The sequence below is a fragment of the Desulfitobacterium hafniense DCB-2 genome (genome assembly GCF_000021925.1).
Lineage (GTDB): Bacteria > Bacillota > Desulfitobacteriia > Desulfitobacteriales > Desulfitobacteriaceae > Desulfitobacterium > Desulfitobacterium hafniense.
In genome coordinates, this window is sequence record NC_011830.1 from 1,878,406 (window position 1) to 1,902,267 (window position 23,862).

At 48.0% G+C, this 23,862-nt stretch carries 23 protein-coding genes; 19 read left to right on the forward strand and 4 right to left on the reverse strand.

Going from position 1 to position 23,862, the window contains the following annotated elements:
• Window positions 1-21: 21 nt before the first annotated feature.
• From DHAF_RS08730 to DHAF_RS08800, 15 genes are all read left to right on the forward strand, one after another.
• On the forward strand, window positions 22-237 hold the full coding sequence (locus tag DHAF_RS08730; RefSeq protein WP_005809347.1) for a ferritin family protein: 216 nt from the start codon (window positions 22-24) through the stop codon (window positions 235-237).
• Between the two features lie 195 nt (window positions 238-432).
• Complete coding sequence (locus DHAF_RS08735) at window positions 433-1,602, forward strand: GGDEF domain-containing protein (protein ID WP_005809346.1); 1,170 nt, start codon at window positions 433-435, stop codon at window positions 1,600-1,602.
• A 5-nt stretch (window positions 1,603-1,607) separates the two neighbouring features.
• Window positions 1,608-2,294, forward strand: a complete 687-nt coding sequence (locus DHAF_RS08740; RefSeq protein ID WP_011461254.1) for a response regulator transcription factor — start codon at window positions 1,608-1,610, stop codon at window positions 2,292-2,294.
• Complete coding sequence (locus DHAF_RS08745) at window positions 2,291-4,027, forward strand: sensor histidine kinase (protein WP_011461253.1); 1,737 nt, start codon at window positions 2,291-2,293, stop codon at window positions 4,025-4,027. Before DHAF_RS08740 ends, DHAF_RS08745 begins: the two co-directional genes overlap by 4 nt.
• A gap of 179 nt (window positions 4,028-4,206) precedes the next feature.
• Entirely contained in the window at window positions 4,207-5,286 is a 1,080-nt protein-coding gene (locus DHAF_RS08750) for a TolC family protein (protein WP_015943643.1), read from the forward strand.
• Between the two features lie 20 nt (window positions 5,287-5,306).
• On the forward strand, window positions 5,307-6,521 hold the full coding sequence (locus DHAF_RS08755) for a TolC family protein (protein WP_011461251.1): 1,215 nt from the start codon (window positions 5,307-5,309) through the stop codon (window positions 6,519-6,521).
• A 17-nt stretch (window positions 6,522-6,538) separates the two neighbouring features.
• On the forward strand, window positions 6,539-7,231 hold the full coding sequence (locus DHAF_RS08760; protein ID WP_011461250.1) for a response regulator transcription factor: 693 nt from the start codon (window positions 6,539-6,541) through the stop codon (window positions 7,229-7,231).
• 99 nt (window positions 7,232-7,330) lie between these two features.
• Window positions 7,331-9,109 (forward strand): ATP-binding protein, encoded by a 1,779-nt coding sequence (locus DHAF_RS08765; RefSeq protein ID WP_011461249.1) that lies wholly within the window; start codon window positions 7,331-7,333, stop codon window positions 9,107-9,109.
• A 243-nt stretch (window positions 9,110-9,352) separates the two neighbouring features.
• On the forward strand, window positions 9,353-9,748 hold the full coding sequence (locus tag DHAF_RS08770) for an adenine nucleotide alpha hydrolase family protein (protein WP_242659957.1): 396 nt from the start codon (window positions 9,353-9,355) through the stop codon (window positions 9,746-9,748).
• 56 nt (window positions 9,749-9,804) lie between these two features.
• A complete protein-coding gene (locus DHAF_RS08775) occupies window positions 9,805-11,178 on the forward strand; it encodes an efflux RND transporter periplasmic adaptor subunit (protein ID WP_015943645.1) in 1,374 nt (457 codons plus the stop codon).
• Window positions 11,179-11,190: 12 nt separating this feature from the next.
• On the forward strand, window positions 11,191-11,943 hold the full coding sequence (locus DHAF_RS08780; RefSeq protein ID WP_011461247.1) for an ABC transporter ATP-binding protein: 753 nt from the start codon (window positions 11,191-11,193) through the stop codon (window positions 11,941-11,943).
• Entirely contained in the window at window positions 11,940-13,214 is a 1,275-nt protein-coding gene (locus DHAF_RS08785) for an ABC transporter permease (protein ID WP_015943646.1), read from the forward strand. The genes DHAF_RS08780 and DHAF_RS08785 overlap by 4 nt, the downstream gene beginning before the upstream one ends.
• A gap of 257 nt (window positions 13,215-13,471) precedes the next feature.
• On the forward strand, window positions 13,472-14,101 hold the full coding sequence (locus DHAF_RS08790; RefSeq protein ID WP_015943647.1) for an SGNH/GDSL hydrolase family protein: 630 nt from the start codon (window positions 13,472-13,474) through the stop codon (window positions 14,099-14,101).
• 11 nt (window positions 14,102-14,112) lie between these two features.
• Window positions 14,113-15,519: an MBOAT family O-acyltransferase gene (locus DHAF_RS08795; RefSeq protein ID WP_011461245.1), complete on the forward strand. Its 1,407-nt coding sequence runs from the start codon at window positions 14,113-14,115 to the stop codon at window positions 15,517-15,519.
• A gap of 115 nt (window positions 15,520-15,634) precedes the next feature.
• The gene (locus DHAF_RS08800; RefSeq protein WP_015943648.1) at window positions 15,635-15,940 is read left to right on the forward strand and encodes a DHHW family protein; all 306 of its coding nucleotides are present in this window, start codon (window positions 15,635-15,637) and stop codon (window positions 15,938-15,940) included.
• Here the strand turns inward: DHAF_RS08800 and DHAF_RS08805 are convergent.
• Entirely contained in the window at window positions 15,937-16,794 is an 858-nt protein-coding gene (locus tag DHAF_RS08805; protein ID WP_015943649.1) for an MBL fold metallo-hydrolase, read from the reverse strand. The two genes, DHAF_RS08800 and DHAF_RS08805, sit on opposite strands and share 4 nt — an antisense overlap.
• 406 nt (window positions 16,795-17,200) lie before the next feature.
• Between DHAF_RS08805 and DHAF_RS08810 the strand changes: the two genes are divergently transcribed.
• Entirely contained in the window at window positions 17,201-17,527 is a 327-nt protein-coding gene (locus DHAF_RS08810; protein WP_015943650.1) for a hypothetical protein, read from the forward strand.
• Window positions 17,528-17,824: 297 nt separating this feature from the next.
• Here DHAF_RS08810 and DHAF_RS08815 read toward each other — a convergent pair whose 3' ends face one another.
• From DHAF_RS08815 to DHAF_RS08825, 3 genes are read right to left on the reverse strand one after another with little or no spacing between them, the layout of a single operon-like run.
• On the reverse strand, window positions 17,825-19,306 hold the full coding sequence (locus DHAF_RS08815) for an ABC transporter ATP-binding protein (protein ID WP_011461242.1): 1,482 nt from the start codon (window positions 19,304-19,306) through the stop codon (window positions 17,825-17,827).
• 12 nt (window positions 19,307-19,318) lie between these two features.
• Window positions 19,319-20,017, reverse strand: a complete 699-nt coding sequence (locus DHAF_RS08820) for an energy-coupling factor transporter transmembrane component T (RefSeq protein ID WP_011461241.1) — start codon at window positions 20,015-20,017, stop codon at window positions 19,319-19,321.
• Window positions 20,014-20,625 (reverse strand): MptD family putative ECF transporter S component, encoded by a 612-nt coding sequence (locus tag DHAF_RS08825; RefSeq protein WP_015943651.1) that lies wholly within the window; start codon window positions 20,623-20,625, stop codon window positions 20,014-20,016. The genes DHAF_RS08820 and DHAF_RS08825 overlap by 4 nt, the downstream gene beginning before the upstream one ends.
• Window positions 20,626-20,822: 197 nt before the next feature.
• Here DHAF_RS08825 and DHAF_RS08830 point away from each other — a divergent pair, with 197 nt between their 5' ends.
• From DHAF_RS08830 to DHAF_RS08840, 3 genes are all read left to right on the forward strand, one after another.
• Window positions 20,823-21,785 carry a helix-turn-helix transcriptional regulator gene (locus DHAF_RS08830; protein WP_015943652.1) on the forward strand — a complete coding sequence of 321 codons (963 nt, stop codon included), beginning with the start codon at window positions 20,823-20,825 and terminating at the stop codon, window positions 21,783-21,785.
• A gap of 236 nt (window positions 21,786-22,021) precedes the next feature.
• A complete protein-coding gene (locus DHAF_RS08835) occupies window positions 22,022-22,933 on the forward strand; it encodes an aminoglycoside phosphotransferase family protein (protein ID WP_015943654.1) in 912 nt (303 codons plus the stop codon).
• A gap of 5 nt (window positions 22,934-22,938) precedes the next feature.
• Window positions 22,939-23,844 carry a VanW family protein gene (locus DHAF_RS08840; protein ID WP_015943655.1) on the forward strand — a complete coding sequence of 302 codons (906 nt, stop codon included), beginning with the start codon at window positions 22,939-22,941 and terminating at the stop codon, window positions 23,842-23,844.
• Window positions 23,845-23,862: the final 18 nt, after the last annotated feature.

Genomic DNA, 23,862 nt, shown 5'->3' on the forward strand with positions numbered 1-23,862 from the left:
CGAGGAGAGGAGGGAGTTTGTATGCAGCAAATATTGAATGGTATTTTAGAGGCCATCGAGGATGAGATAAAGGCCCAGAAACATTATCAAACGCTGGCTGAAAATGCGGCGGACCCGAAGGTCAAAAAGTTCTTTGAACAATTGAAAAGGGATGAAGAAGAGCATGAGCAGGCCCTGCGCACCCGTTACGAAGCTTTTATGAAATTGCAGGAAGCGGATCAACGGGGGAATGGCTGATCTTGAAGCAGGACTTTTCCTGCTTTATTTTTTTACGCTGGATCTTTATTGCGACAGCTCTTTAGCGATAAATATTTAAAAAGAGAAAAATTATCTCTTTACAGTTCCTCAGAATATTTTCCCTGACTTTCTTTTGCTGTATAATAACAACTGTTCTAATTAAGATTTAGTTTCATAACTGTGGGAGGATACAGAATGATTCTTTACAACATCAATATGGCGACGATTTTAGTGGTTCTCGTTTTAGGCCATCTTTTAACAGGAGCGCTCATTATGGCCTATATAGGGCCGCAAGACCGAAGCAGGGCGGTCAATATGTTTCTATTGGCGAAATTTCTCCAGCCAATGGCCTGGCTTATTCTCGGCCTGAGAGGTGCTGTGCCCAGCATGGCTTTGGTAGCGGTGGGCAACTCAGCCTTGTTTACGGGAGCGGCTTTGGAGCTGATCGCCCTGATGATGTTAAAAAATAACTATACCGAAAAAGTAAGACGGGCCTATAACGCCCTGCTGATTGGGTGTATCGTTGTCTTTATTGGGGTGACAGCATACGGCTTTCAGGAGAACGTCAGGATCACCTTTGCCTCCTCGATCACAGCCATATTGATGGTATATCCCGTGTATAAGCTGTTTAGAGATAAGAAAGCTTCCCGGCTGCAGAAAGGAATTGCCGTCCTTTACAGTATTACCATACTGTTTCTGCTCTTCAGGGCGGTTGCGGCTTTAACGACAGACATGGATATGAATTTGGCCTCGACAAGCATTTTCAATACCTGGCTGTTTTTACTCCTCTACATCGTAATGCTGGTGGGAAGCACCGGGTTTATTCTCTTGGACAAAGAAAAACAGGACGAGGAACTGCTGAAAGCGGCGTCCTTTGACGGCTTAACCAATATATTGAACCGCAAAACCTTTATCGAGCGCTCCAATGCGGTTATTTCATTGTACTTGAGAGAGCAAGAGCAAATCGCTTTCTTGCTGATTGATATTGACGACTTTAAAAAAATCAACGATAAGTACGGGCACTTTGTCGGGGATGCCGTACTGCAGGATTTTGCCGATACCCTTAGAAAACAATTGCGGGATTATGACTTGTTCGGCAGATATGGGGGAGAGGAATTTGCCATATTGCTTCCCGGGACAGATGAGAAACAGGTTAAAGAAGTTGCGGAGCGGCTGCGGGGGACCATCGCGAACTCCTCTGTTGACACCGGCCTTAAAATAAACTATACCATAAGCGTGGGGTACTGCAGCATCACTCCGGATCAGGAAACAACGATTGATATGCTTTATAAACTTTGCGATCAGGCCCTTTATATGGCCAAAGCCCATGGGAAAAACTGCTGCAGGAAGGCGGCTGAGGTATAAGCCAGATGAGGTATGGGATGAATAAAGTATTGGTGGTTGAAGATGAAGATATATTGCGCGAAGTGATCGTCGATTATTTGGTTGAGAATGGATATCAGGCCTTAGAGGCTGCAGACGGAGAAAAAGCCTTAGAGCTCTTTCTAGCCAACTCCGTGGATTTGGTGATCTTGGATATTGTTCTGCCCAAGGTTGACGGTTGGTCGGTATGCCGCAGAATTCGCAGGAATTCCGGTATCCCCATTATCATTTTGACGGCCCGTTCCGATGAGGATGACTCTCTCCTGGGCTATGAGCTGGGTGCGGATGATTATCTGATCAAACCCTATAGTCCCCGGGTGCTCATGGCCAAGGTAAAACGGTTTCTGGAAAAAACCTCAGACACTGTGGAGGAAATGCAGATCTCAGCCGGCGGAATTCTCCTCAATCTGGGGTCAAGATGTGTTTCCGTAGAGGGCGATCCCATCAATCTGACCCATACGGAATTCGAAATTCTCGCTTACTTAATGCAGAACAAAGGGCTGGTCATAACCAGAGAACAATTGATCACGAAACTATGGGGTTATGATTTTTATGGTGATGAAAAGACAGTGAACAGCCATATCCGCAACCTGCGCTCCAAGCTGGGCAGCAAAGGCAGCAGCATTGTTACGGTGATCCGTTCGGGATATAAATTCACAGAGGAACAGCTATGACGAAAAGCATTGTCTTTAAATGGTTCCTGCTGACCGCTCTCTTATTCTCCACGCTGTTTTTAGTCATGGGCATCACCCAGAATTACTTTTTTGAGAAGTATTATATTGACAGGAAATCTGATACTCTCAGACTGGATATGAAGGAATACACAGAGCGGGCGGCAATGATGGGAGCGGAAGCGGCTTCCCAAGAGCTCTATAAGCATAACCGGGTCTGGATTACGGAATTGGATGAATATGGACGGATCCGCGATGTAGAAGATTACTATATTGAAGTGAAGTTGAAGGATGAAGCGCAGGGTCGTTGGCGGATACCCATGTACTCTTTTGCCGGGGAATTTTCTGCCGATGTTCTATCATCCTTAACGGTCGGCGACGAGGTCATCATTGATACTGTCAATATAGGTGAGGAAAGGATACCTTATCATATCCAGACCGGCTCGACGGGTGTTGTCAATTTAAACCTTGCCCACAAGCTCCATGGGCCTCAGGCCGATCAGGCTTATAGTCACCTGAGCACCGGGCTGTATAAGGGAACGATAACAGAAACCGTATTTCCGGAACGACCGGAAGATATTGCCTTTCCCTATCAGGAACATTATTTTTTGGAACAGGTCAAAGAATTTCAAGCCGGTCTGCTGGCTGAGCAGGGGCAGCCTCTTCAGGACAGCAAAGAATGGGGGGCTGTAGAGAATTTTGCGGAGTATAAGCTGATCAGCGAACCGATTAGGGAACATGGGGCAAAGGGATATATTCTCGCCATGACTTCTCTCCAGCCGGTGGATGAGGCCATCGGTGTGATCCGGCAATTCTACCCTTACTTTTTGGGAGTTGCCTTGCTGTGCATGCTGGTTTTGGCCTTCGTTCTTTCCAAATGGCTGGCCAAGCCCCTCCTATCCATCAACCGGATCACCGGGAAGATAGCGGCGATGGATTTTACCGAAAAGCTGCCGGTGGGTTCTGAGGATGAAATCGGCCAGTTATCCCGAAATATCAATCACCTGTCCAGCCGGATGGAAGGATATATTGAGCAATTGAAGCGGGATCTCGATCAAGAGAAGCGCTTGGAAAAGACACGGAAGGAATTTATCGCCGGAGTATCTCATGAACTGAAAACCCCCCTGGCTGTGATGAAAAGTTGCCTGGCGATTATCAAAGACGGCATTGCCGCTGAAAAAAGGGAACATTATTTTCAGGCCATGGAAGAGGAAATAGAGCGGATGGATTTGCTGGTTGTGAATATGCTGGATCTGGCTAAGTTTGCCTCAGGCACCTATAAGCCGGAAATGGCTCCTTTTGCCATCGATCAGGCGATTGCCGAAGCAGCCAGGTCATTGGCTGAGCCCATCGGGGAGAAAAATCTCACCCTTACCTTAAACCTTTGTTCTCTGCGGGTCGTAGGGCATCAAGGACTGATCAGCCGCGTGATCACCAATTTTCTCAGTAATGCCATCCGGCATACGGAGGAGGGCGGGGCCATCGCCATTGCCGTCAGTGACAAGGGGCAGACCGCGGAAATCAGTGTAGAAAACCAGGGAAGCCCCCTGGCAGAAGCAGACAGGAAAAAGATCTGGGAGCAATTCTACCGCGGGGAGGCGAGAGCAGCCAAAGCAGGTACGGGTCTGGGACTTGCTCTGTCCAAGGAGATACTGGAACTTCATCATGGGGTTTATGGTGTGGAAAATACCCGGGACGGCGTCCGCTTTTTCTTTACCTTGCCGGTGCAGCCCTGATTTGTATCGAGGGGTTTAGATTTCCGCCGTTTTGGGCGATCTCTAAACCCCTTGTCTTTTATTAATTTGTAATTATTTAACGCTGAGTCTGCCACAATGTTTCATAGCCATGCCATTTTTCCGCCATATTCTTTTGCTATTGTTCAAGATACAATACATTAACAAAGCAGGTGAATACGGTGAAAAAATACATAGTAGGGATTTCTGCGGCCTTGATCATGGTATTTGGTGCTTACACGGCCTATGGAGCAGAGGATAGTCTGGATATCGAAAAAGTTGCCATCAAAGCGATCCAATACTCAACAGAGGTTAAAGCTAAAGCAAGTGCGGCCGATCTTACTCTTGACAGATACGGCAAGGACTTGCATGTGACCAATGCCTGGAGCGCAAGCAGTGTGATCTATGCTCCCTTGAATGCCCAGTATCAGATTGATCTGAGTTACGGAGACCTGCAAATAACCGAAAGCTCGGTAAGATTGAGTGCCTATCAGCACTACATAACGATGTTGAAAAACAAATACAAAGTCGAGCTGCAGCAGAAATTTGTGGATAAACTTACAATTGAAAATGAAGATGCGGAGAATAAGCTTAAATCCGGCGGGATATCGGAATATGATGCCGGGATGATCGCCGCGAATCTGGCCAAGGAACGGATTACCCTTAAAAAATACCAGAGATCCTACGATGCCGATGTGATTAATTTAAATAAAGTTATGGGAGAGCCGGTGCTGAATAAATACGCAAACTTTATAGACCAAAACATCAAACCGTCGGCCACCCTCAGACCTCTGGAGGACTATATCCAAGCCGGTCTAGCCAGCAGATATGAAGTGACAAGTGCTGAGAGTTCTCTGGAAGTAACCAAAGTTAGGCAGGCCATCGAGGCTCCGGATAAAAGCCAGAGCATGCCCCTTGATTATTATCAGGCCACAACCCAGTATGACCTGGCCCAGGGGCAAAATGAAATCGCTAAAGCCAGGATCCAGGTAGAGCTTGATTTGACTTCAGGATACAGCGAACTTGAGTCACGGCTGAGGACTTGGGAAAACACCAAAATCCTCCTGGAGTCGGCGCAAAGTGATTATGATCTTGTCAAACAAAACTATGATTTAGGAAGAGCAGGCAAGGACGAGCTGATCACTGCGGAAAAAGACTATATGGAGGCTCAGATCCAGGTGAAAAATGCGGAATTGGATGCCTGGCTTTTTCAAATGAAGATGGAGCTGGCCAGCGGCATAGGCCCTGGCATATCACAATAGACGAATAGGGAGGGTATATCATGAAAAAGATACTAAGCCTGGTCATGGCCTTGATAGTAATGATTGCAGTTTCCGTTCCTATGGCGACTTTGGCCGGGGAGGAAACAGCAGGTGCGGATAATACAACGGTTAAGAGTGAGACAGGTGAGGTTGTTGAGACCGTTGAAGCAGTTGAGACGGTTGAGTCAGTTGAGCCAGTTACAGTGATTGATACCCTGACTTTAGAGAAAGCTTATGAGACTATCGAAGAACATAACCAGGAATTAAAACTGATGAATGACAAAATTAACCTCTATGAAAAGCAATACCAGGAGGCCGTGGACAGATCAAACTGGGCCAGGGGAAAATCTGTTGGTGGCGATGAAGAGCAGAATGTAACCTATAGGAAAGAAGAGCTTTTATATCCCAAACAAAGATTGCTTGAACTGGATGGGGCCAAACATGAAAGAGAAGAAAAATTAAAGGAATTGAAAGCCGGTGTCAAGAAACAGTATTTGGAGATAGGCGTGTTTCAGGAAGAGCTGGCCAATACTCAGAGTGAGCTGGCCGCCTTGGATAAAACCATAGAACATACACAGACCCAAATCAACTCAGGGAGTCTTCCCCAATCAGCCTTAAAGCCATATGACGCGCAAAGAGTTCAGATGCTGTCCAAGATAGAAACAACCCAGAGGCAGATCAGCCTTAATCTCAAGGGGCTGGAAAGGGATCTGGGCGTAAAACTGGCCGGGCAAACAAAGCTGGAACCATTAGCTGGAGAACCGGTGCTGTTTGATGATGGGGATATTGCCAACGAGATAAGCAAAGCTTGGGAAGACAGCTATGACTATCTAAGCCAGCAGGGCCAATTGGAACTAGCCGAGATAGAATGTGATATCATCAGGTATAATACCTATATAGACAATAACCTGAATCAGCTTCACCAGCTTGAAGCAAGCGTCAGCAATAACCAGGCTAAACTGGAACAAGTAAAGCCCAATCTGGAAGCAACCCTTTGGAATAAGTACTATGAATTGAAGAATCTTGAAGGGGATCTGGAAATAGCAAAAATCAACCTTGAGGATGCTGAGTACACATTGAGTATCACTCAATCCAAGGAAGGATTGGGAACGGCCAAAGGGAGCAGTGTCGTGGACGATACCATTGCCTTAAACCAGCAAAAAGTTAAGCTCCAAAAAGCAATCAATGCTTATAGTTTAGCGGCGGATGAATTAAACAGCTTATTGACAAAATAGGTTTGAGGTGAGTTTCATTGAGCACAGCGGGACATATTTTGATTTGTGATGACCAGTTGATCATTCACGAGACGATTGCAGCTTATCTGAAAGCGGAAGGATTTACTTACGGTTCGGCCTATGACGGGGAAGAGGCTCTGCAAAAAGCTTATGAAACCGCACCGGATTTGATTATCCTTGATCTGATGATGCCCAAACTCAGCGGCATGGAAGTCTGCCGGACCCTGCGCAAAACCACGGACGTCCCCATCATCATGCTGACTGCCAAGGGTGAGGAGATCGACAAGATCCTGGGGCTTGAGCTGGGAGCGGATGATTATATTGTCAAGCCTTTCAGCCCCAGGGAGGTAGTGGCCCGGGTAAAAACCGTTCTGCGCCGCAAGCTTCCCCAAAGCAAAGACACTGAGCCCATCTTGAAATATGACGGACTGGAGATCAATATCTCATCCTATGAACTGCGCCTGAATGGAACGCCGGTCAGCTGCACGCCCAAGGAAGTTGAGGTTTTATATCTGCTTGCCGCTCATCCGGGCCAGGTGTTTAACCGGGAGCAGATCATTCAGAATGTCTGGGGTTCCGATTACTTCGGCGATACGCGAAGCGTGGATACACAGATCAAGCGCATTCGCCAAAAACTGGCCGGTGAGAAGATGAAGTGGGGCATTAAAAGCATTTATGGAGTAGGGTACAAATTTGAGGTATTAAGTTAACAAAAGTGAATTATACAAAAGGATTTGCTGTAGATGCAGTCAATCTTTGCAAAGGCTGCAGCCATCACTAGAGGCTGCTACAGCAGGAATGGAAGTACCGTGAAGAAGAAGAGCTCGTTTCTCAAGCGCATCCTAATACTAATGATCACCACAATTGCCTTGTATAGCTTCCTGATCACCATCTTTTTTTGGTTTACAACCAATGATATGTTTAGAGAATTGCAAACCCGCGAACTTAAACCCAGTGCGGAAGCCATCGCTGATTTGGTGTTGAAATATCAACAGGGGACTATGAGCAAAGATGACCTTGAGGAACATTTTAATCTTAACAAAGGGATATGGAACTTTGTTGTTCATGTTTATGATGGGCAGGGCAACCTGATTATTAAAAATGAAGAAATTTTAACCACTTTGTTCCGGGGAAAAAATGCGGAGATTGGGCTGAACCTTAACCCTGTTTTGAAAGAATATTTCAGCTCCGTTTTATCCGGGGATAGTGTGGTTGCTAACAAGGGGCCCTTTTTGATAGTAGGCCAGCCCATTGCGCATAACGACAGCATTGTTGGCATGGTTTTCCTGGGCAAGCCGCAGATAGAGATTTTTACTGCCCTATCCGGACTTAACCGCTCCATCTGGATAAGCGCCTTAGGTGTTCTTTTGCTGTTATCTTTTCCCCTCTATCGAGCCGCACGGTATATTGCTCATCCATTAAAACAAATGCGTGATGTAGCCATTAGTATGGCCAACGGCAATCTTAAGGAACAGGCCAATGAAAAATATGGGGGAGAGATCGGCGAACTGGCCCACTCCCTTAACTATTTATCCGCAAGGTTATCTGAGACCATTTCCGCATTGGAATTGGAAAGAAACCGGCTGAAACAAACCATTGATGGTCTCGCCGAAGGAATTGTGGCCATAGATAATGAGGGGAATTTTACTCATATTAACCCGTCGATCCAGAGGATTTTTGGTAAAAACCCAGGCGAGGGACGGATGAGTTTAATACCCAGTCAAGAACTATGGGAAGATTTTGATGCTGTTCTCGCCCAAGGATATACCATCGTCCGCAGTTTGCAGTGGAAGCAGATGCTTTTAAGAGTCACAATTTGTCCGCTGGAGGATGAAACCCATCATATTGCCGGTGTCGTTGGTTTATTCCGCGATATAACAGAATCAGAACGGTTGGAGCAAACCAGGCGCGAGTATGTTGCCAATGTTTCTCATGAACTGCGCACACCCGTATCGGCCCTCAGGGCTTTATCGGAAACACTGGCCGACGGCATGGTAAGTGATGAGGAGACCAAAAACCGCTATTACAATCATATGCTCCATGAAACCATGCGGCTTACACGACTGATCAACGATCTGCTTACCCTGTCCCGCCTGCAGTCTCACACAGAGCAGGTGCACACCGAAGCATTCCTGATCAACGAGGTAACGGGCAGTGTAGCTGAACGGTATAAACCGCTGGCCCAGAAAAAAGGCTTAAGATTTGATTATTCACCCTTGGTCCATGATCTGAAAGTCATGAGCAACATGGATTTAGTTGAACAAGTTCTGATCATTCTTCTGGATAATGCCATAAAGTATACTCAATCAGGCGGCAGGATTTCCTTAGGCACTGTCCTCGATAAAGATAGGGTTAAAGTGTCTGTAGCGGATACGGGAATGGGGATTGCTCCGGAAGACCTCCCCCATATCTTTGAAAGGTTTTACAAAGCCGATAAGGCCCACTCCACGCAGGGAACAGGGTTGGGGCTGGCCATCGCCTTTGAAATCAGTCAGCGTTTAGGTGAAGAAATTTATGTGGAAAGCCATTTGAATGAAGGCAGTACCTTTACGTTCACGTTATCCTGCAGCGGTGCTTCGGCCTCCTGAAATGCAAACCCGCCGACGAGATGCTTCTTTTAATCAGAACGCTATCGTATGAGTATAAGTTAGGTAGTAAAATATAATGCCTAACAATAGTTTACAAGGGCAGATGACTCCCGTATACCGGAAGTTATCTGCCCTTGTATGTTTATGCTTGCCATAATCTTTCATCCTCATGCCATTTTCTTGCCACAATGCTTTGTTATGATTTTAGTTATTAAGCAAAGAAATCAGGTGAATGGAATGGGGTTGGAAAAACTAATTTTAGTGTGTGTCACAGACCAGAAAAACTGTGCAAGGCTCATAAAAGCAGGGGATACCCTTGCCAAATCCCTGGCCATGAAGATGAAGATCTTAAGCGTACAGCCATCTAAAGAGGTGCAAAAACTTGAAGATACCTATCTGGAATATCTGTTTAATGTGTGCAAGTCAATGAATGCGGAAATGAAGGTATACTGGGGAGAGGATGTCAACCGGATAGCCATCGATTATATAAGGCACGAGTGCATCAGGCAGCTGGTAGTAGGGGAGCCGGAAAAAATGGAACCGGGGAATTTTGTCTACGAAGTTCACCAGGCCTTTCCCGACCTCCCTATTTTAGTTGTAGACCGCTTGAATAATCATAGAAACTTAAGTTCTTTTTAAAGTAATGGATAGTTCCACAAAATTAAAAACAGAAACGTAATTGAGGAGGAGCCAGGATGGATAAATCAAAATTGCTGAAAAAACTGAGAAAACCCAAAAGAACAACCCTTATAGCCGCTCTGGCGGTTGTGGTCATTGGCATATGGGGGATAACAGCTTTGTTGGGGGGGAATAAAAGCGCTTCTGCCAATGTCGCCCATACCAAACTCGCTAAAACTGAATTGATCAATAGTGTCGATGTATCAGGGAGTATTAAAAGCAAAAACACCCAAAAAGTCTATTCAACCTTAAGCTACTCAGTCAAAGAAATCTATGTCAATATTGGGGACAAAGTTGAGGCCGGGGAGCCCCTGGCTCAGCTGGACACATCGTCCTTAGAGCTTGATATAGCGCAACAGCGCAGCACCTTTGAAGCGTCGCAAAAAACCGGAACCATCAATCTAGAAAGCAAAAAGCGGATCTATGAAGATACGAAAAAGCAATATGAAAATGGCATGAATACGGAACTGCTCAATGCAGAAAACAGTCTGAAGTCGGCAGAAAATGATTTAACAACGAAGAAAAATACCTATGAAAACAATGTAGAGTCCTATAAATTCGGCGCGGTATCCAAACAGGAGCTGGATCAGTCGGAAGCCGGTTACAAGCTGGCCCAGAACACCTATAATAAAGCGGCGGCAAGCCTGGAAGCCGCCAAAATAAAGGCTGCCCAGGATGTAAAAACAGCCGAAGCAAACTACAACAGTGCTCTGGCTGACTATAACAATGACAGCCAGAAAATAGCGCTGGATAAGCTGGAAAAAAATCTCGCCGACGCCACCATCAAAGCCCCCATAAGCGGTGTTGTGACCGCCGTGTATGCTGAAGCGGGTTCGCCGGGAAACGGTCTCTTATTCGTGGTTGAGGATGCGGAGAAGCTTACCATAACAACCTATGTCAAAGAATATGACGCCGATAAAGTCAAGCCGGGGCAGATGGTCAATATTAAAACAGATGCAACTGAAGATGAACTCTTTGCCGGTCAGGTGGTGAGAATTTCCCCTGCCTCCACCAAGACCGCCAATGGCACCACGGATACTTCCAATACAACGGTAGAGTTTGAGACAGAAGTTGATATTTTAGAGCCTGATGACCAGTTGAAAATCGGCATGAACGCACGGCTTAACATCATTATCGAAAAGAAAGCTGATGTATACTCAGTACCTTATGATGCTGTCAGTGTCAACAACCAGGGACAAAGTATTGTCTATATCCTCACCGGGGAAAATGGCCGGCAAAGGATGGAAGAGACGGTGGTAGAAGTGGGCATGATGACAGATTACTATACTGAGATTTCCGGAGAAGGGCTGGCTGACGGTGTCCTGGTGGTGAATAATGCTGCCAGTGCCGGAACCGGGGATAAGGCCCGCCCCGGGGCAGCTATGAAATAAGGCGGAGGCATTATGAATGAAAAGATGATAGAAATTCGCGACCTTGTCAAAAAGTTTTATATTGACACCCCCAATGAATTGGAAATTTTAAAGAATATTTCACTCACGGTAGGGAAAGGGGAATTCATATCCATAGTGGGAGCCTCCGGATCGGGAAAAAGTACCCTGATGAATGTCATCGGTGCTCTGGATCGCCCTACCTCAGGTGAATATATACTGGACGGCGCGCCAATCCAGAATATGTCGGATCTCGAGCTTTCCGATATTAGAAACAGGAAAATAGGTTTTGTCTTTCAGACCTTTAATCTCATCCCCCGCAATTCCGCCCTGAAAAATGTTGAACTGCCCATGCTCTATGCAGGAATGGGCAGCAGAGAAAGAAGAGAAAAGGCTGAAGAGCTTTTAAAACTGGTCGGGATGGAAGATCGCCTGGATCACCTGCCCAATGAGCTTTCCGGCGGACAAAAACAAAGGGTCGCCATCTCCAGGGCCTTGGCCAATGATCCGGCGATCATCCTGGCGGATGAACCCACGGGCGCCCTGGATTCGGTCACAGGACGGATGGTCATGGACCTTTTTCATCAGATCCATGAAACCAAAGGCACCACCATTGTCCTGATCACCCATAATTACGAGTTGGCTGAAGAAACAGATCGGATCGTGACTCTGAAAGACGGCATAATTATCGATGAACAAATCCGCCCTAAGACCCCCGCCTCTATAGGCAGCGGGTGCCAGAGTGAGGAGCGAGGTGAGAACGGGTGAACATGGTTGAAAATATCTTACTGGCCTTGGCCGCCTTAAAGGCCAATAAAATGCGGGCAATCTTAACCATGCTGGGGATCATTATCGGCATCGCCTCAGTCATCGCCATAGTAACCGTCGGCAACTCCCTGACGGCTTCGATCACATCCACGATGGAAGAGATGGGGGCTAATTCCATTGTGGTCAGTGTCAGGGAACGCGGCGGGGATGAGTTTGGCGGCGGACCTCGTGGCCCCAACCAGGCTGCGGCTACCCCGGAAGAAAGCGATCTTTTCTCAGAGGACACGATTGAAGCCTTTGCCTCACGATTCGGGGACAGAGTTGAAGCCATCAGTTTATCTCAAGGTGTGGGCAGTGCGAAAGCTCAGGACGGCAGGCTCTATGCCAATATCAGTGTAACCGGAGTTAATGATGGCTATGAAAAGGCCAATAATCTAGATCTTCTCTTCGGCCGGTTTATAACGGAGAAAGATGTGAAGTCCGTAAAAAAAGTTGCCGTGGTATCGGATAAATTGGTGAATAACATGTTTTCAGCCGGAGTAGATCCCTTAGGCCAGGAAATAAAAATCTATTCTTCAGACGACATCGAAGTCTACACCATTATTGGGGTTTACCAATATGAAGCTTCGGCCTTTGGACCTGACTCTTCTTCAGAGCGGGATACAAGGACTAACTTTTATATACCGGTCAGTTTAGCCAAACAGGACAGCACCACCAAAAACTATCAGTCCTTTACCATCGTTACCAAAACCGGTGTGAATGCCGCCACCTTTACCGAAGACATCAAAAGCTACTTCACCAAGGTTTACGAAAAAAACACGAAATGGGAAGTGGGCGTCATGAACATGGAGAGTACGATTTCCAGTATGACCTCCATGCTGAGCACGGTTTCCATCGCCATTTCCATCATCGCTGCCATATCCTTGTTAGTCGGTGGTATCGGTGTGATGAATATTATGCTGGTATCGGTTACAGAACGCACCCGTGAGATCGGGACAAGGAAAGCCCTGGGGGCCAGGAATTCTTATATCAAGATGCAATTCATCGTGGAGTCGGTGATTATCTGTGTGATAGGAGGTATCATCGGGATTATCCTGGGCCTTATCCTGGGGATGCTCGGCTCGACCCTTTTAGGCTATCCGGCCAGCACCTCCATCGGCATCATCATCTTAAGCGTTTCGGTAACCATGGTGATTGGCGTATTTTTCGGATACTATCCAGCCAATAAAGCTGCCAAACTTGATCCCATCGAAGCTCTTCGCTATGAATAACAGGGTTGGATACCGGCTTTTTTCTTTCCTAAATTTTGCCCAGCGGGAGTAGAGGAAATGTCAAAAAAGAGAATAAGATAAGCAGAGGTACAGCAAAACAGGCCGGCAGTGACAACGCCGGCCTGTTTTAGTTGTTCCGTTTAATAAAAACTGCAATGTAGCCTAAGACATATCCCAACTTGACCTCATCTGCACCTGTTCTGCATTTGGCTGTAGTAACATCTGTTCATCCGATCAAGAAAAGAGGGGTTGTTAAGATGAAAAAGATAATCGCAGGTTTCCTGATGGGGATACTTCTGCTGGGTATGACGGCCTGCGGGAAGGGGACCGGGACTGCCGAAGAGGATGTGGCTAAGGTGACGGATGGCGCGGCCAAATTTGAGAACAGTGTATTTATAGGCGATTCCCTTACCGAAGGTTTTGCCTTTAATGAAATCCTCCCCCAAGAACAGGTTATCGCGGGGGCGGGGGCCACAGCCGGCTTTTCTTATGATGATCTGGATGCTTTGGCTGAGAAGAAGCCGGATCAGGTCTTTATCATGTTGGGGTCCGTGGATATCCTCATGCCGGTGGAGGATCCTCAGGAATTATTCAGAGAGGATTTAACGAAGCTGATCAACAGGATCAAGGAAGAGCTGCCCGGCACTGAAATCTATCTCCAATCCATAACCCCTGTAACTCAGGAAGCCTTAGAACAAGAACCCCGCTATGCAGGAATCGGGGAATATAACGGGATCTTAAAAGAGGTGGCGGGCCAATCAGCGGTTCATTATGTCGATATCGGAGTCCTGGCCAGGGAAAATCCCGCTTTATATGCTGAAGATGGTATCCACTTTCAGAAAGAATTTTATCAGCTCTGGCTGCAGAAACTCTCTGAATCCTTATAGAGGAGAGACCGATGCTTTTCAGCAGCCTGCTCTTTACCTTTGCTTTTTTGCCGGTCACCGTTCTTCTTTATTATTGCTTGGGAAGGCGGCTGAGGAATAGTGTTCTGCTTACGGCCAGCCTGTTTTTCTACGCCTGGGGAGAGCCCGTCTATGTGTTGTTGCTCTGCGGTTCCATCCTGGTCAATTATGGGCTGGGCACTTTTTGGGGCAGCGATGAGGCCGGCGGAGGAAAGAGGAAGCTCTTTTTAATCATCAGCCTGGTGTTTAATTTAGGCTCCCTCATTTATTTTAAGTATTTGGCCATGATCCTAAGTACATTCACAGCCATGGGAGGCTGGAATGTGCCGGGGGAAGCACCGGCCCTTCCTCTGGGAATCTCCTTTTACACCTTTCAGACCCTATCCTATGGGATCGATGTGTATAGGGGAAGAATAAAACCTCAGAAAAGCCTGCTGCTTTTTGCCTTGTATATTGCTATGTTCCCCCAGCTGGTGGCCGGGCCGATTGTGAAGTATGCAGACATCGAATCCCAGTTAGGGAACCGGAGCATGACCGTCAAGGCATTGTACGCCGGGATGGGGCGGTTCCTGGGCGGCCTGGCCAAGAAAATGCTGCTGGCCAATCCTCTGGGCCTGCTCTGGGCCGAAGTAAAAGCCATGCCCGGTACAGAAATGTCGGCTTTTTTGGCTTGGGCTGGGATTATAGCGTTTACCCTGCAGATTTATTTCGATTTCAGCGGCTATTCCGATATGGCCATCGGCTTAGGCAAGATGTTTGGCTTCCGCTTTAAGGAAAACTTCCGGCATCCCTATATGGCGCAAAGCGTCTCGGAATTTTGGCGGAGGTGGCATATTTCCCTGGGCTCATGGTTTAAGGAGTATGTCTATATTCCCCTGGGCGGGAGCCGTGCCGGGAAATGGAAACTGCTGCGGAATCTGCTCATCGTCTGGTTTCTCACCGGGCTCTGGCATGGTGCAAGCTGGAATTTCGTTTTATGGGGGCTTTATTTTGGAACTTTAATAGGTATAGAAAAGTTGTTTTTGCAGACCCGGCTGCCGGGCTGGCCCCGGGCCGTCCGGCACAGCTACCTGTTGCTGCTGGTCGTTATAGGCTGGGTGTTCTTTGAATTTACCAGCCTGGCGGATGGGTTGGGTTTTCTGGGAAGTATGTTGGGAAGGGGAGGAAAGGGGTTTATTGATGCTCAAGCCATTATGAAGCTAAAAGCTTATGCCCTTTTATACAGCGTTGGTATCCTTGCCGCATCGCCTGGACCGGGGAAGCTGGCATCGTTATGGCAAAGAGGTTGTGGCGGTAACCATCAATGGGCGGTAAGCCTGTATTATTGTGTGCTGCTGTTTTTGGCGACGGCCTCTATGGTGGGGTCAACCTATAACCCCTTTATCTATTTTCGATTTTAGCTCGGAGGAAGGAGATGGAGAGATGAGGATAGTAGGATATGAGGAGATGGGGATATAAGGATATGAGGAGATGAGAATACGAGGAATACAAAAATATGGATATGAGGATATAAGAATGAAGAACAAAGGAAATTTTGCCATGCTCCGGCATGCTGTCGGTATGCTTCCTTTTTTATTGATACTTGCTATGTTGATCTTGCATCTGGCTCTGCCGGATAAGACCTTTTCGAAAGAGGAGCGGCGCTATTTAGCCCAATGGCCTGTTTTTCATATTGAGGAGGTAATCGACGGCAGTTATGAACGCAAGGTAGAGTCCTATTTTTCCGATCAGTTTCCCTTGCGGAATTTTTGGGTGTATATAGAGAAGAGTTCCAGGAGGATTTTACGGACATCTACCCCAATCAAAACCGACGCAGATTAATAATACTCAAGCTGCAATCCCGTCCCGACTTCTTCCATATTTAAACTTTCTGCCAAGGCGATTTTGGGCCGCAAGCTGGTACAGTGACAGGCCCGAATGGTCTGGGGAGCAACGTTTTTAAGAAATTCTTTGGTTTTTTCCATCTGGATAGGACCCGGATTGATTAAATGAAGCCCACCTATAATATCAATAACACGTTCATCCCGGCAGACTTTTTGCGCATACTTCGTGATATTGCATATTCCTGCATGAGAACAGCCGGTGATAATAATCAACCCTTTGCTGCCTTTGTAGACGAGGGCTGAATCATCCAGGATATAATCGTCCTGACCTTCGGTATTCTTGTGGACTTTCCCCAAGGGGGTGAGGTTTTCAAAGTCATTGCTTCGTTCGATCTCTCCTAAAAATACTAAATTCTCGGTAAGCCATAAGGGTTCTCTGCTGAGTTGCAGTTGAAAATGACAAGTTATTTCGGCTTCAGGAATTCCGCAGCCTATTTCACCCCAGGGACTGTCTATTTTAGACAAAAAGCACTCCGGATGGGCGATTAAAGTTGGTTTATCCTTTAAGTTGGTTTTTCCTTGATTTTGATAAAAATCAATTAAACTTTTTAAACCTCCCGTATGATCGATATGCCCATGGGAAAGAACCAAATAGTCAAGGTCAGAAAGGTCAAGATTCATTTTTTCAGAATTCTGCAGAAAAATACCGGTATGACCGGTATCAAAAAGAACCTTTTTTCCGTCTGCTTCAATAAAGATGGAAAGCCCGGGTTCGCTTAGAAAGTACCTGTCTTGGAAATGGGGATTATTGGACAAAATCGTGTTGTTATCTACCAGAACTGTCAGCTTCAAGTTATCATCCTCCTTACAATTGATCTTACCTTCACTAATTTTGGGTGCTCTCATGGAAGGAGATCCCATACTTTTATGTATTTTAGTATAGTTTGAAAATTTCTGCTTTTCATTAGTACTCTCTGCTAATTAGGGTCAAGATCCTTTATCCTGACAAGCGGACAGGGGATGCGTTAAAATCGCATGTTGCACGAACAACGGCGTGGGTAATCCGATATACACCACCTATACTATTAAACCTGTTAGTTCTACAGTAGCTCCAAAACCATGGAGTAATCCACCATTGGTGGGCCAATGTCCAAGGGAAGTGCTAATTCCGCTAACAGAGCTGCTATCGATTTACACGAATAGCCCACAGCGATGTTGGGTTTGTTTTTGGGAGGGTTATGGAGGTATCAATGAGGCTATGCAACGTGTCAATAAAGCTGTGCCTCGTATTCAACTACCAGATCGAAGCTATTACTTACTGAATGTACCGTTAAATAAGATTGCCAAAGGTGTGTTTATGGACAAAAATGGTTTAGAGCCTCTCAGTCCCAGCTTGTGGTGGCCGGATGACCGTACTTGGTGTGTAGCGACCGAGATCGATTTCAGATGGACTTATATTGGTGGTTCACAGGCATGTATTAATGAATTGCTTGACCATGAGCAGTTAGAAAATCTAGCAACAAAACCTGAACATCGAGGGGACTATGCAAGCGATGTAGTCAATGGACCAGTTTATCCGTATTGATGCGATAATACAGGCACTATTCCATAATCTCAACGAAATCCCAGAAAAAGAGAGGGGTTGATTGAGCCGGCTGCCATCCATGGCAATTACATAACAGGCAGTTTCCGAACCTAAGAGTTAATGAATGTAAGATGACGCCGCGGAACTTCCCGGGACGTTATACGATAGCCCAAAGGGTTTATTGTTATGGAAAAATACGGTATAATATGCTTGGGGTGAAATTATGCGAGCGATTAATGATATTATGGCGAAACGTGACCAAATGGAATTATTAGATTAAGCACTGAACAACTGTGTTCAGTGCTTGTTTGCAATTTGAGGCTGGGCCATCCCGAACAAAGCCCGGAGTCCAGCCTCGTTATCACGGGTTACCGCCAGATCTTGCGGCACTCCCTTCGCGTCGAAATGGAGGACCCGGGAGCAAGCCTGGCCAATCAATTCGACATCATGGGTCACCACAAAGATGATTTTGCCCTGCTGGGCCAGCTTTTTCAGGAGTTCCGCCACCTGGGCCATGCTGTCATAGTCGAGGCCGCTGGTGGGCTCGTCGAAGACCAGCACCTCTTTGCCGCATACCATGCTGACCGCTACGGCGACGCGCTGTTTCTGTCCGCCGGAGAGGGTGTTGGGATGACGCTCCTTCAGTCCTTGCAGGCCAAGCTCTGTGAGAGTCCTCTCGATCAGAGAGTGATCCGGATTTTTGATGCCGAAGGCGCACTCTTTGGCCACGCTCTCAGCAAAAAGCTGATAATTCACATCCTGCATGACCATATAGGCGCTTTTTCGCCTGGCTTTAGGCTGAGTTTCCTTGCCTTTCCAAAAAAAGCTGCCCCCGCAGTCCTTGTGCAGGCCGCAGAGGGCTCTGGAGAAAGTGGTTTTTCCCGCCCCGTTATGCCCGGCCACACCGATGATTTCGCCGCCGGCAGCCTGCAGGGAGATATTCTCAAGAATGGTGTGCTTTTTATAGCGCAAATCTACATTCTGCAGGGTCAGGACAGGGGAGCCGGTAAGGGTGCGCTTCTCCACAGGATGGACCCTATTGAGGTCCACGGCCCGCAGGCCCATGAGGGAGCGCGCATCATCGGGCAAAGCTGCCAGCTGGGAGGGGGTGTAGATTCCGGCGACCCGCCCTTCCTCCAGATAGACGATCCGATCCGCCAGATCCATAAGATAGTGGAGCCGGTGTTCGGCAATGAGCACTGTTTTTCCCTGGCTCTTGATCAGCTGCAGATGGTCCTTAAGTTCCCGGATGGCTTTCATGTCCAGATTCGAAGAGGGTTCATCCAGCAGATAGACCTGCGGATTCATGGCATAAACAGAGGCAAAAGCGATTTTTTGCTTCTCGCCGCCGGACAGTTCAAAAATATTCCGTCCCAGCAGCTGACTGATGCGGAGGTCCTCTGCCGTTCCCTTGACCCGCCGGTGAAGCTCTTCGGTTGGCAGAGCTTCGTTCTCAATGCCGAAGGCTATTTCGCTGTCGGTGTCCACGTTAAAAAACTGGGTGCGCGGGTTTTGGAAGACGGATCCCACTTTCCCGGCGATTTGGTACATGGGGGTCCGGGCAATGTCCAGACCGTTGACCACCACCCGTCCGCTCAGCTTCCCGGCGAAGAAGTAGGGAATAAGACCGTTGACCAGCCGGGTGACGGTGGTTTTTCCGCAGCCGCTGCGGCCGCAGAACAGCACACATTCGCCGTTTTCAATGGTAAGGTTTAACTCCCTGAGGTTCCCGGAGGTTTGTCCGGCATAGGCAAAAGAAACATTTTCAAACTGGATCACAGTTTCACCTCCTTACAGGAACTGCCCCGTGGCAAAATAAACCCCAAAGCAGAACACCGTCAACAAATCCACGAACCCGAAGCGGATCTGGGTCAGACAGGTGCGGGGGGCAGGGTTCTCAATTCCTCTGGTGACCGAGGCAATGGACAATTCGTCCGCGGCCCGGGAGGCCGACATCATGAGGGGGACGTACAGGCATTCTACCGTCATGACAGGCTGGGTGAGGAGCCCTTTGAGGGAAGGGGACACATCTCGCAGACGTATGGCGTCTTTAATGAAACGCCAGTCCTCCCGGATAGTGGGCAGGTAGCGCAGCATGACCGCCAGAGGGATGGTCAGGGATTGGGGGGCGCGGATTCGATGCATAGCGGAAAGAAATTCGCTGACTTTAGTGGTGGCAATCACGATCCCCGCCAGAAATCCGCAGGGGTAGACCTTATGGAAGAGGCCCAGAAAGGCGATCAGAGTGGTATGCAGGGTTGTCTCCCCGCCGGCAAGGGCGGCTTTTGTCAAAAGAAAAAGGACAGCGTAGACCATCAGCCCGACCAAGGCGTAGAGTCCTTTCCCACCTAAAATCCCCAGGAGAGCAATCAGCGACACCAGCCCCAGTACATAGTTCAGGCTGGGAGCCATAGCGGTAGAGAGGACACAGAGCAGAATCAGCAGGATTTTGGTCCGGGGATCGAACCTAAGGAGTGGGCTTCCGTTCATGCCGTGATGCCTGCCTTGGCAAATTGTTTTTTGAGCAGCCTGCTCCCCACCCAGCCGCTGAAGGCCGCCACGGCCACGGTGCCAAGAAGGATTGCGTAGGGCATCCAGCCTTGGGCTGCGGCATTCATGGTGTCGATATAACTTGCCGAGGTGCCGCCCTCCAGCATATAGCTGCCCCAGGTGACCGGGTCGGCAAAAAAGCAGAGATAGGAACCTGTGCAGCCAAGGCTCAGGCAGATATAGGCCAGAATATTCATTTTGACACTCTTGTACTTCTTCGTTCCGGCCAGGAAATCTCCCAGAATGCTGCCCAGGACATACCCGAGATCCATGGCCCAGTGCATGCCGGCGGCGAACCAGATGATGCCGATCAATATCCCCGCCAGGGCGATGGGGCCTCGCTTGGGCACTTTGGCCACAAGCAGCAGAAACACGGGGCCGCCCAAGAGTGCAGCACTCAAAGGCATATAAAATGTGGTGACCGGGTTGGGAGCCAGAGGCAGTCCGCCGATGAGCATGGTAACCCAGAGCAGGGCTGTAAAAATGCCGATGGTGACCAGATCCTTAACGGTCAGGCCCTGCTTGTTCAGGTAAGTTTGATTGGCCATAAATAAATCCTCCTCAATAAAAGCTGGCATATCCCTCCGATTGACGGCAATTTGGATATGTGCTAATATCACAGTTAGACGAAGCTAACTGTGATATCTCAAACATACTATGCCGGGGATTTTCGGGCAATGGCTCTTGCGGAGCTTCGTCTGTTTCCGATAAAATTGCGTCCGATCGTGGCAGGAGGGTGATCCCAGTGACCGATGTTATTGAGGAAGTCTATGCCCCCATCCTTACTCAAAACGGATTTGTTCCCAGACCGGAAAATAAGCGTTTCGGTGCAATGGGGTTGTGCTGGGAGCTGATCGGGGAGCATGGCGCCGGATACTACTGGACCTATGGGCAAAGAGATCTGTTTGATATCAAGATCCATGACTTTTATTTTAATCAGGACATGATGATTGAGTTCCGTTTGCCGGCCTGTCTGAGCATTACCTATTATGAGTCGGTTTCGGGTGAGGAGCTGAGCCCTTGTCGTCCCCTGAGCGCCGGATGCACCAAGGCCTTTGTGGGAGGCGACGCTCCTTGCCGGGTGCTGATTCACGGGGGAATCCCCGTTCGCTGCATTGGCATTGAGATTATGCCGGCCTATTATGAGGATTATCTGAGGCGGCAATATCCCGGGGAGTATGTGAATCCTTTGGCGGCCTTTCAAACTCTTGACCAGACCGAGCATTTCCCGGAGATGGTGCGGCTGCTGGATCAGGTGAAAAACTATCGGGGCAATGGTATCGCGGCTAAGCTGTTTTACGAAGGCAAGGTCGCCGAGGCGGTATCCCTGGTGGTAGAGCGGCATAAAGGACATCTTCAGAGCACGAAGCTCCAACTGGCAGACCGTGACAGAAAGCAGATCGAAACCGTAACCGCCTATATCAACGACCACTACCCTTGCGAACTGCCCCTGGAACAGCTCGCCAAAATTGCCTGCATGGGCACGACCAAGCTGAAAACCTCTTTCCGGATCGTTCATGACTGCACCATCACCGAGTACATCCAGCAGCGGCGGATGAGCCAGGCCCAATATCTGCTCTCCGGGACGGATCTTACCATCGGTCAGGTTGCCCAAACCGTGGGGTATAAAAGTGCCAGCCGTTTTGCCGAGCTCTTCAAGAAGAACACGGGTTTGCAGCCTGGTGAGTACCGAAAAATATCAGGCTGATTTGGCCGGGTCGAAAGAAAGTTATCCTACTATACACGATAGGCGGTTATCTCTTGGGAATTGATCTCAATGATCTTCCTATAGATTTAGCCGCCTTTTTATGTTTAGAATAAGGGGGGATGTACTAGTGCAGCTTTCCTTATTCCTTGTGTCTGCCACTTATAACCCTGGTGCTAAACATAATGGGGTTGAAGAAGATGATTTTACTCATTTGGAGTCTAAAAGGAGGGGGACAAATGAAGAATATCAGGGGTTATGAAACCTTTGTCAAAGTAGAGCCGCTCCATAAAGGCTGGTCCGGTGATCAGAAATATTACATAGAAACTGCGGAGGGCAGGAGGCTCCTTCTGCGCATAGCCGATAGCTCGGAATACAGCAGAAAAAAGACCGAGTTTGCCATGATGGGGCAGGTTGCGGCCTTAGGTGTGCCCATGTCCCGACCTGTAGATTTTGGAATATGTGACAATGGCAGGAGTGTGTATTTGCTGCTTACATGGTGTGAAGGCGAGGATGCGGAGATTGTTCTGCCACGATTGACGGAGCAAGAGCAGTATCGGCTGGGAAAAGAGTCCGGTGAACTGCTCAAACGGATTCATTCCCTTCCCGCTCCGGAAGAAGGGGAAGAATGGAGCAGCCGCTTTAACCGCAAGGCCAGCCAGAAAATTGAAAAATATAAGGCTTGCGGGATAAAGCTGAACGGTGACACTGAAATGACTGGATATATCGAAAATAACCGTCATCTCCTTGCCGGCAGACCACAGTACTATCAGCATGGCGATTATCACACAGGCAATATGATCGTCTCAGGAGAGAATACCCTGTCCATCATTGATTTCAACCGCTTTGATTTCGGCGACCCTTGGGAGGAATTCAATCGCATCGTGTGGAGCGCAGCAGTCAGTCCTCAATTCGCCACAGGTCAGCTGGACGGCTATTTTGGCGGGAAACCTCCCCTTGAATTTTTCAGGCTGTTGGCATTTTACATTTCCAGCAACCTGCTCTCCTCAATTCCCTGGGCCATTCCCTTCGGCGAAGAAGAAGTTGTCACAATGAAGAAACAGGCAGAGGAGGTACTAGGCTGGTTTGATGATATGAGGAACCCTGTTCCAACCTGGTACTTGCAGGACTCTTTAATGGAGAGGGGGTAAATGGCTTGGACTATCGTTATCAAACCAGCAAGCCGGTTTCCCGTTCAAAACTGCGCATGATCTTAGGGAGGATATATTTCACCTGGCGGCGATATTGGCAGTGGACATTTAACCGGTCAAACAGATATGCCTTGAGCTCAGGAGAGAGGGAGCTTGCTCATAGTGTGGCAGTCCATAAAACGCCATTGTACAGGCGTTTGCGCCATGTGGATATGTGGCTGCAGGAAAATAAAGCAATTAACTTGAAGCTGGCCTGTGGAAAACTTAACAAGATCATAGTGAGGCCAGGGGAGACGTTTTCCTTTTGGCGCTTGGTCGGAAAGCCGACGCAAGCTAAAGGCTATCAAAAAGGAATGGTTTTGACAAACGGCTCATTTACGGCGGGTGTAGGTGGCGGTTTGTGCCAGCTCTCCAATCTGATCTATTGGATGACTCTTCATACCTCCTTGACGATCATAGAACGCTGGCGCCACACCCATGACGTTTTTCCCGATGCCAACCGGACTCAGCCCTTCGGCAGCGGTGCAACGGTTGTCTATAATTACGTGGATCTCCAGATCAGAAATGATACTCCCTATGAATATCAACTGCTGGTTAGAGTAGGGGATAATGATTTGGAAGGGGAATGGCGATGTGAGCATCCCAGTTCACGCACCTTCCAAATTTACGAAAGCGAACACTTAATCAAGCAGGAATGGTGGGGCGCTTATACAAGGCACAATGTGATCAAGCGGAAGACGTTTGATCTAAGTGGCGGCTTGCTCGCCGATGAGTTTGTCACAGAGAATCATGCGCTGATGATGTATGAGCCCTTGCTTCAAGCGGGGGAGGAAAGCGATACAACGCCGCCCACGACTCTGCACGATATATCGTGTGACAGTGAATTTACGAGGTATTATCCGAAATCATAGACAAGATAAGTTATATTT

What these genes read in the sequence shown, in the direction of transcription:
- DHAF_RS08730 (WP_005809347.1), top strand. Translation starts at nt 22, where the DNA reads ATGCAGCAAATATTGAATGGTATTTTAGAGGCCATCGAGGATGAGATA.
- DHAF_RS08735 (WP_005809346.1), top strand. Translation starts at nt 433, where the DNA reads ATGATTCTTTACAACATCAATATGGCGACGATTTTAGTGGTTCTCGTT.
- DHAF_RS08740 (WP_011461254.1), top strand. Translation starts at nt 1,608, where the DNA reads ATGAGGTATGGGATGAATAAAGTATTGGTGGTTGAAGATGAAGATATA.
- DHAF_RS08745 (WP_011461253.1), top strand. Translation starts at nt 2,291, where the DNA reads ATGACGAAAAGCATTGTCTTTAAATGGTTCCTGCTGACCGCTCTCTTA.
- DHAF_RS08755 (WP_011461251.1), top strand. Translation starts at nt 5,307, where the DNA reads ATGAAAAAGATACTAAGCCTGGTCATGGCCTTGATAGTAATGATTGCA.
- DHAF_RS08775 (WP_015943645.1), top strand. Translation starts at nt 9,805, where the DNA reads ATGGATAAATCAAAATTGCTGAAAAAACTGAGAAAACCCAAAAGAACA.
- DHAF_RS08780 (WP_011461247.1), top strand. Translation starts at nt 11,191, where the DNA reads ATGAATGAAAAGATGATAGAAATTCGCGACCTTGTCAAAAAGTTTTAT.
- DHAF_RS08790 (WP_015943647.1), top strand. Translation starts at nt 13,472, where the DNA reads ATGAAAAAGATAATCGCAGGTTTCCTGATGGGGATACTTCTGCTGGGT.
- DHAF_RS08795 (WP_011461245.1), top strand. Translation starts at nt 14,113, where the DNA reads ATGCTTTTCAGCAGCCTGCTCTTTACCTTTGCTTTTTTGCCGGTCACC.
- DHAF_RS08800 (WP_015943648.1), top strand. Translation starts at nt 15,635, where the DNA reads ATGAAGAACAAAGGAAATTTTGCCATGCTCCGGCATGCTGTCGGTATG.
- DHAF_RS08810 (WP_015943650.1), top strand. Translation starts at nt 17,201, where the DNA reads ATGCAACGTGTCAATAAAGCTGTGCCTCGTATTCAACTACCAGATCGA.
- DHAF_RS08820 (WP_011461241.1), bottom strand. Translation starts at nt 20,017, where the DNA reads ATGAACGGAAGCCCACTCCTTAGGTTCGATCCCCGGACCAAAATCCTG.
- DHAF_RS08825 (WP_015943651.1), bottom strand. Translation starts at nt 20,625, where the DNA reads ATGGCCAATCAAACTTACCTGAACAAGCAGGGCCTGACCGTTAAGGAT.
- DHAF_RS08835 (WP_015943654.1), top strand. Translation starts at nt 22,022, where the DNA reads ATGAAGAATATCAGGGGTTATGAAACCTTTGTCAAAGTAGAGCCGCTC.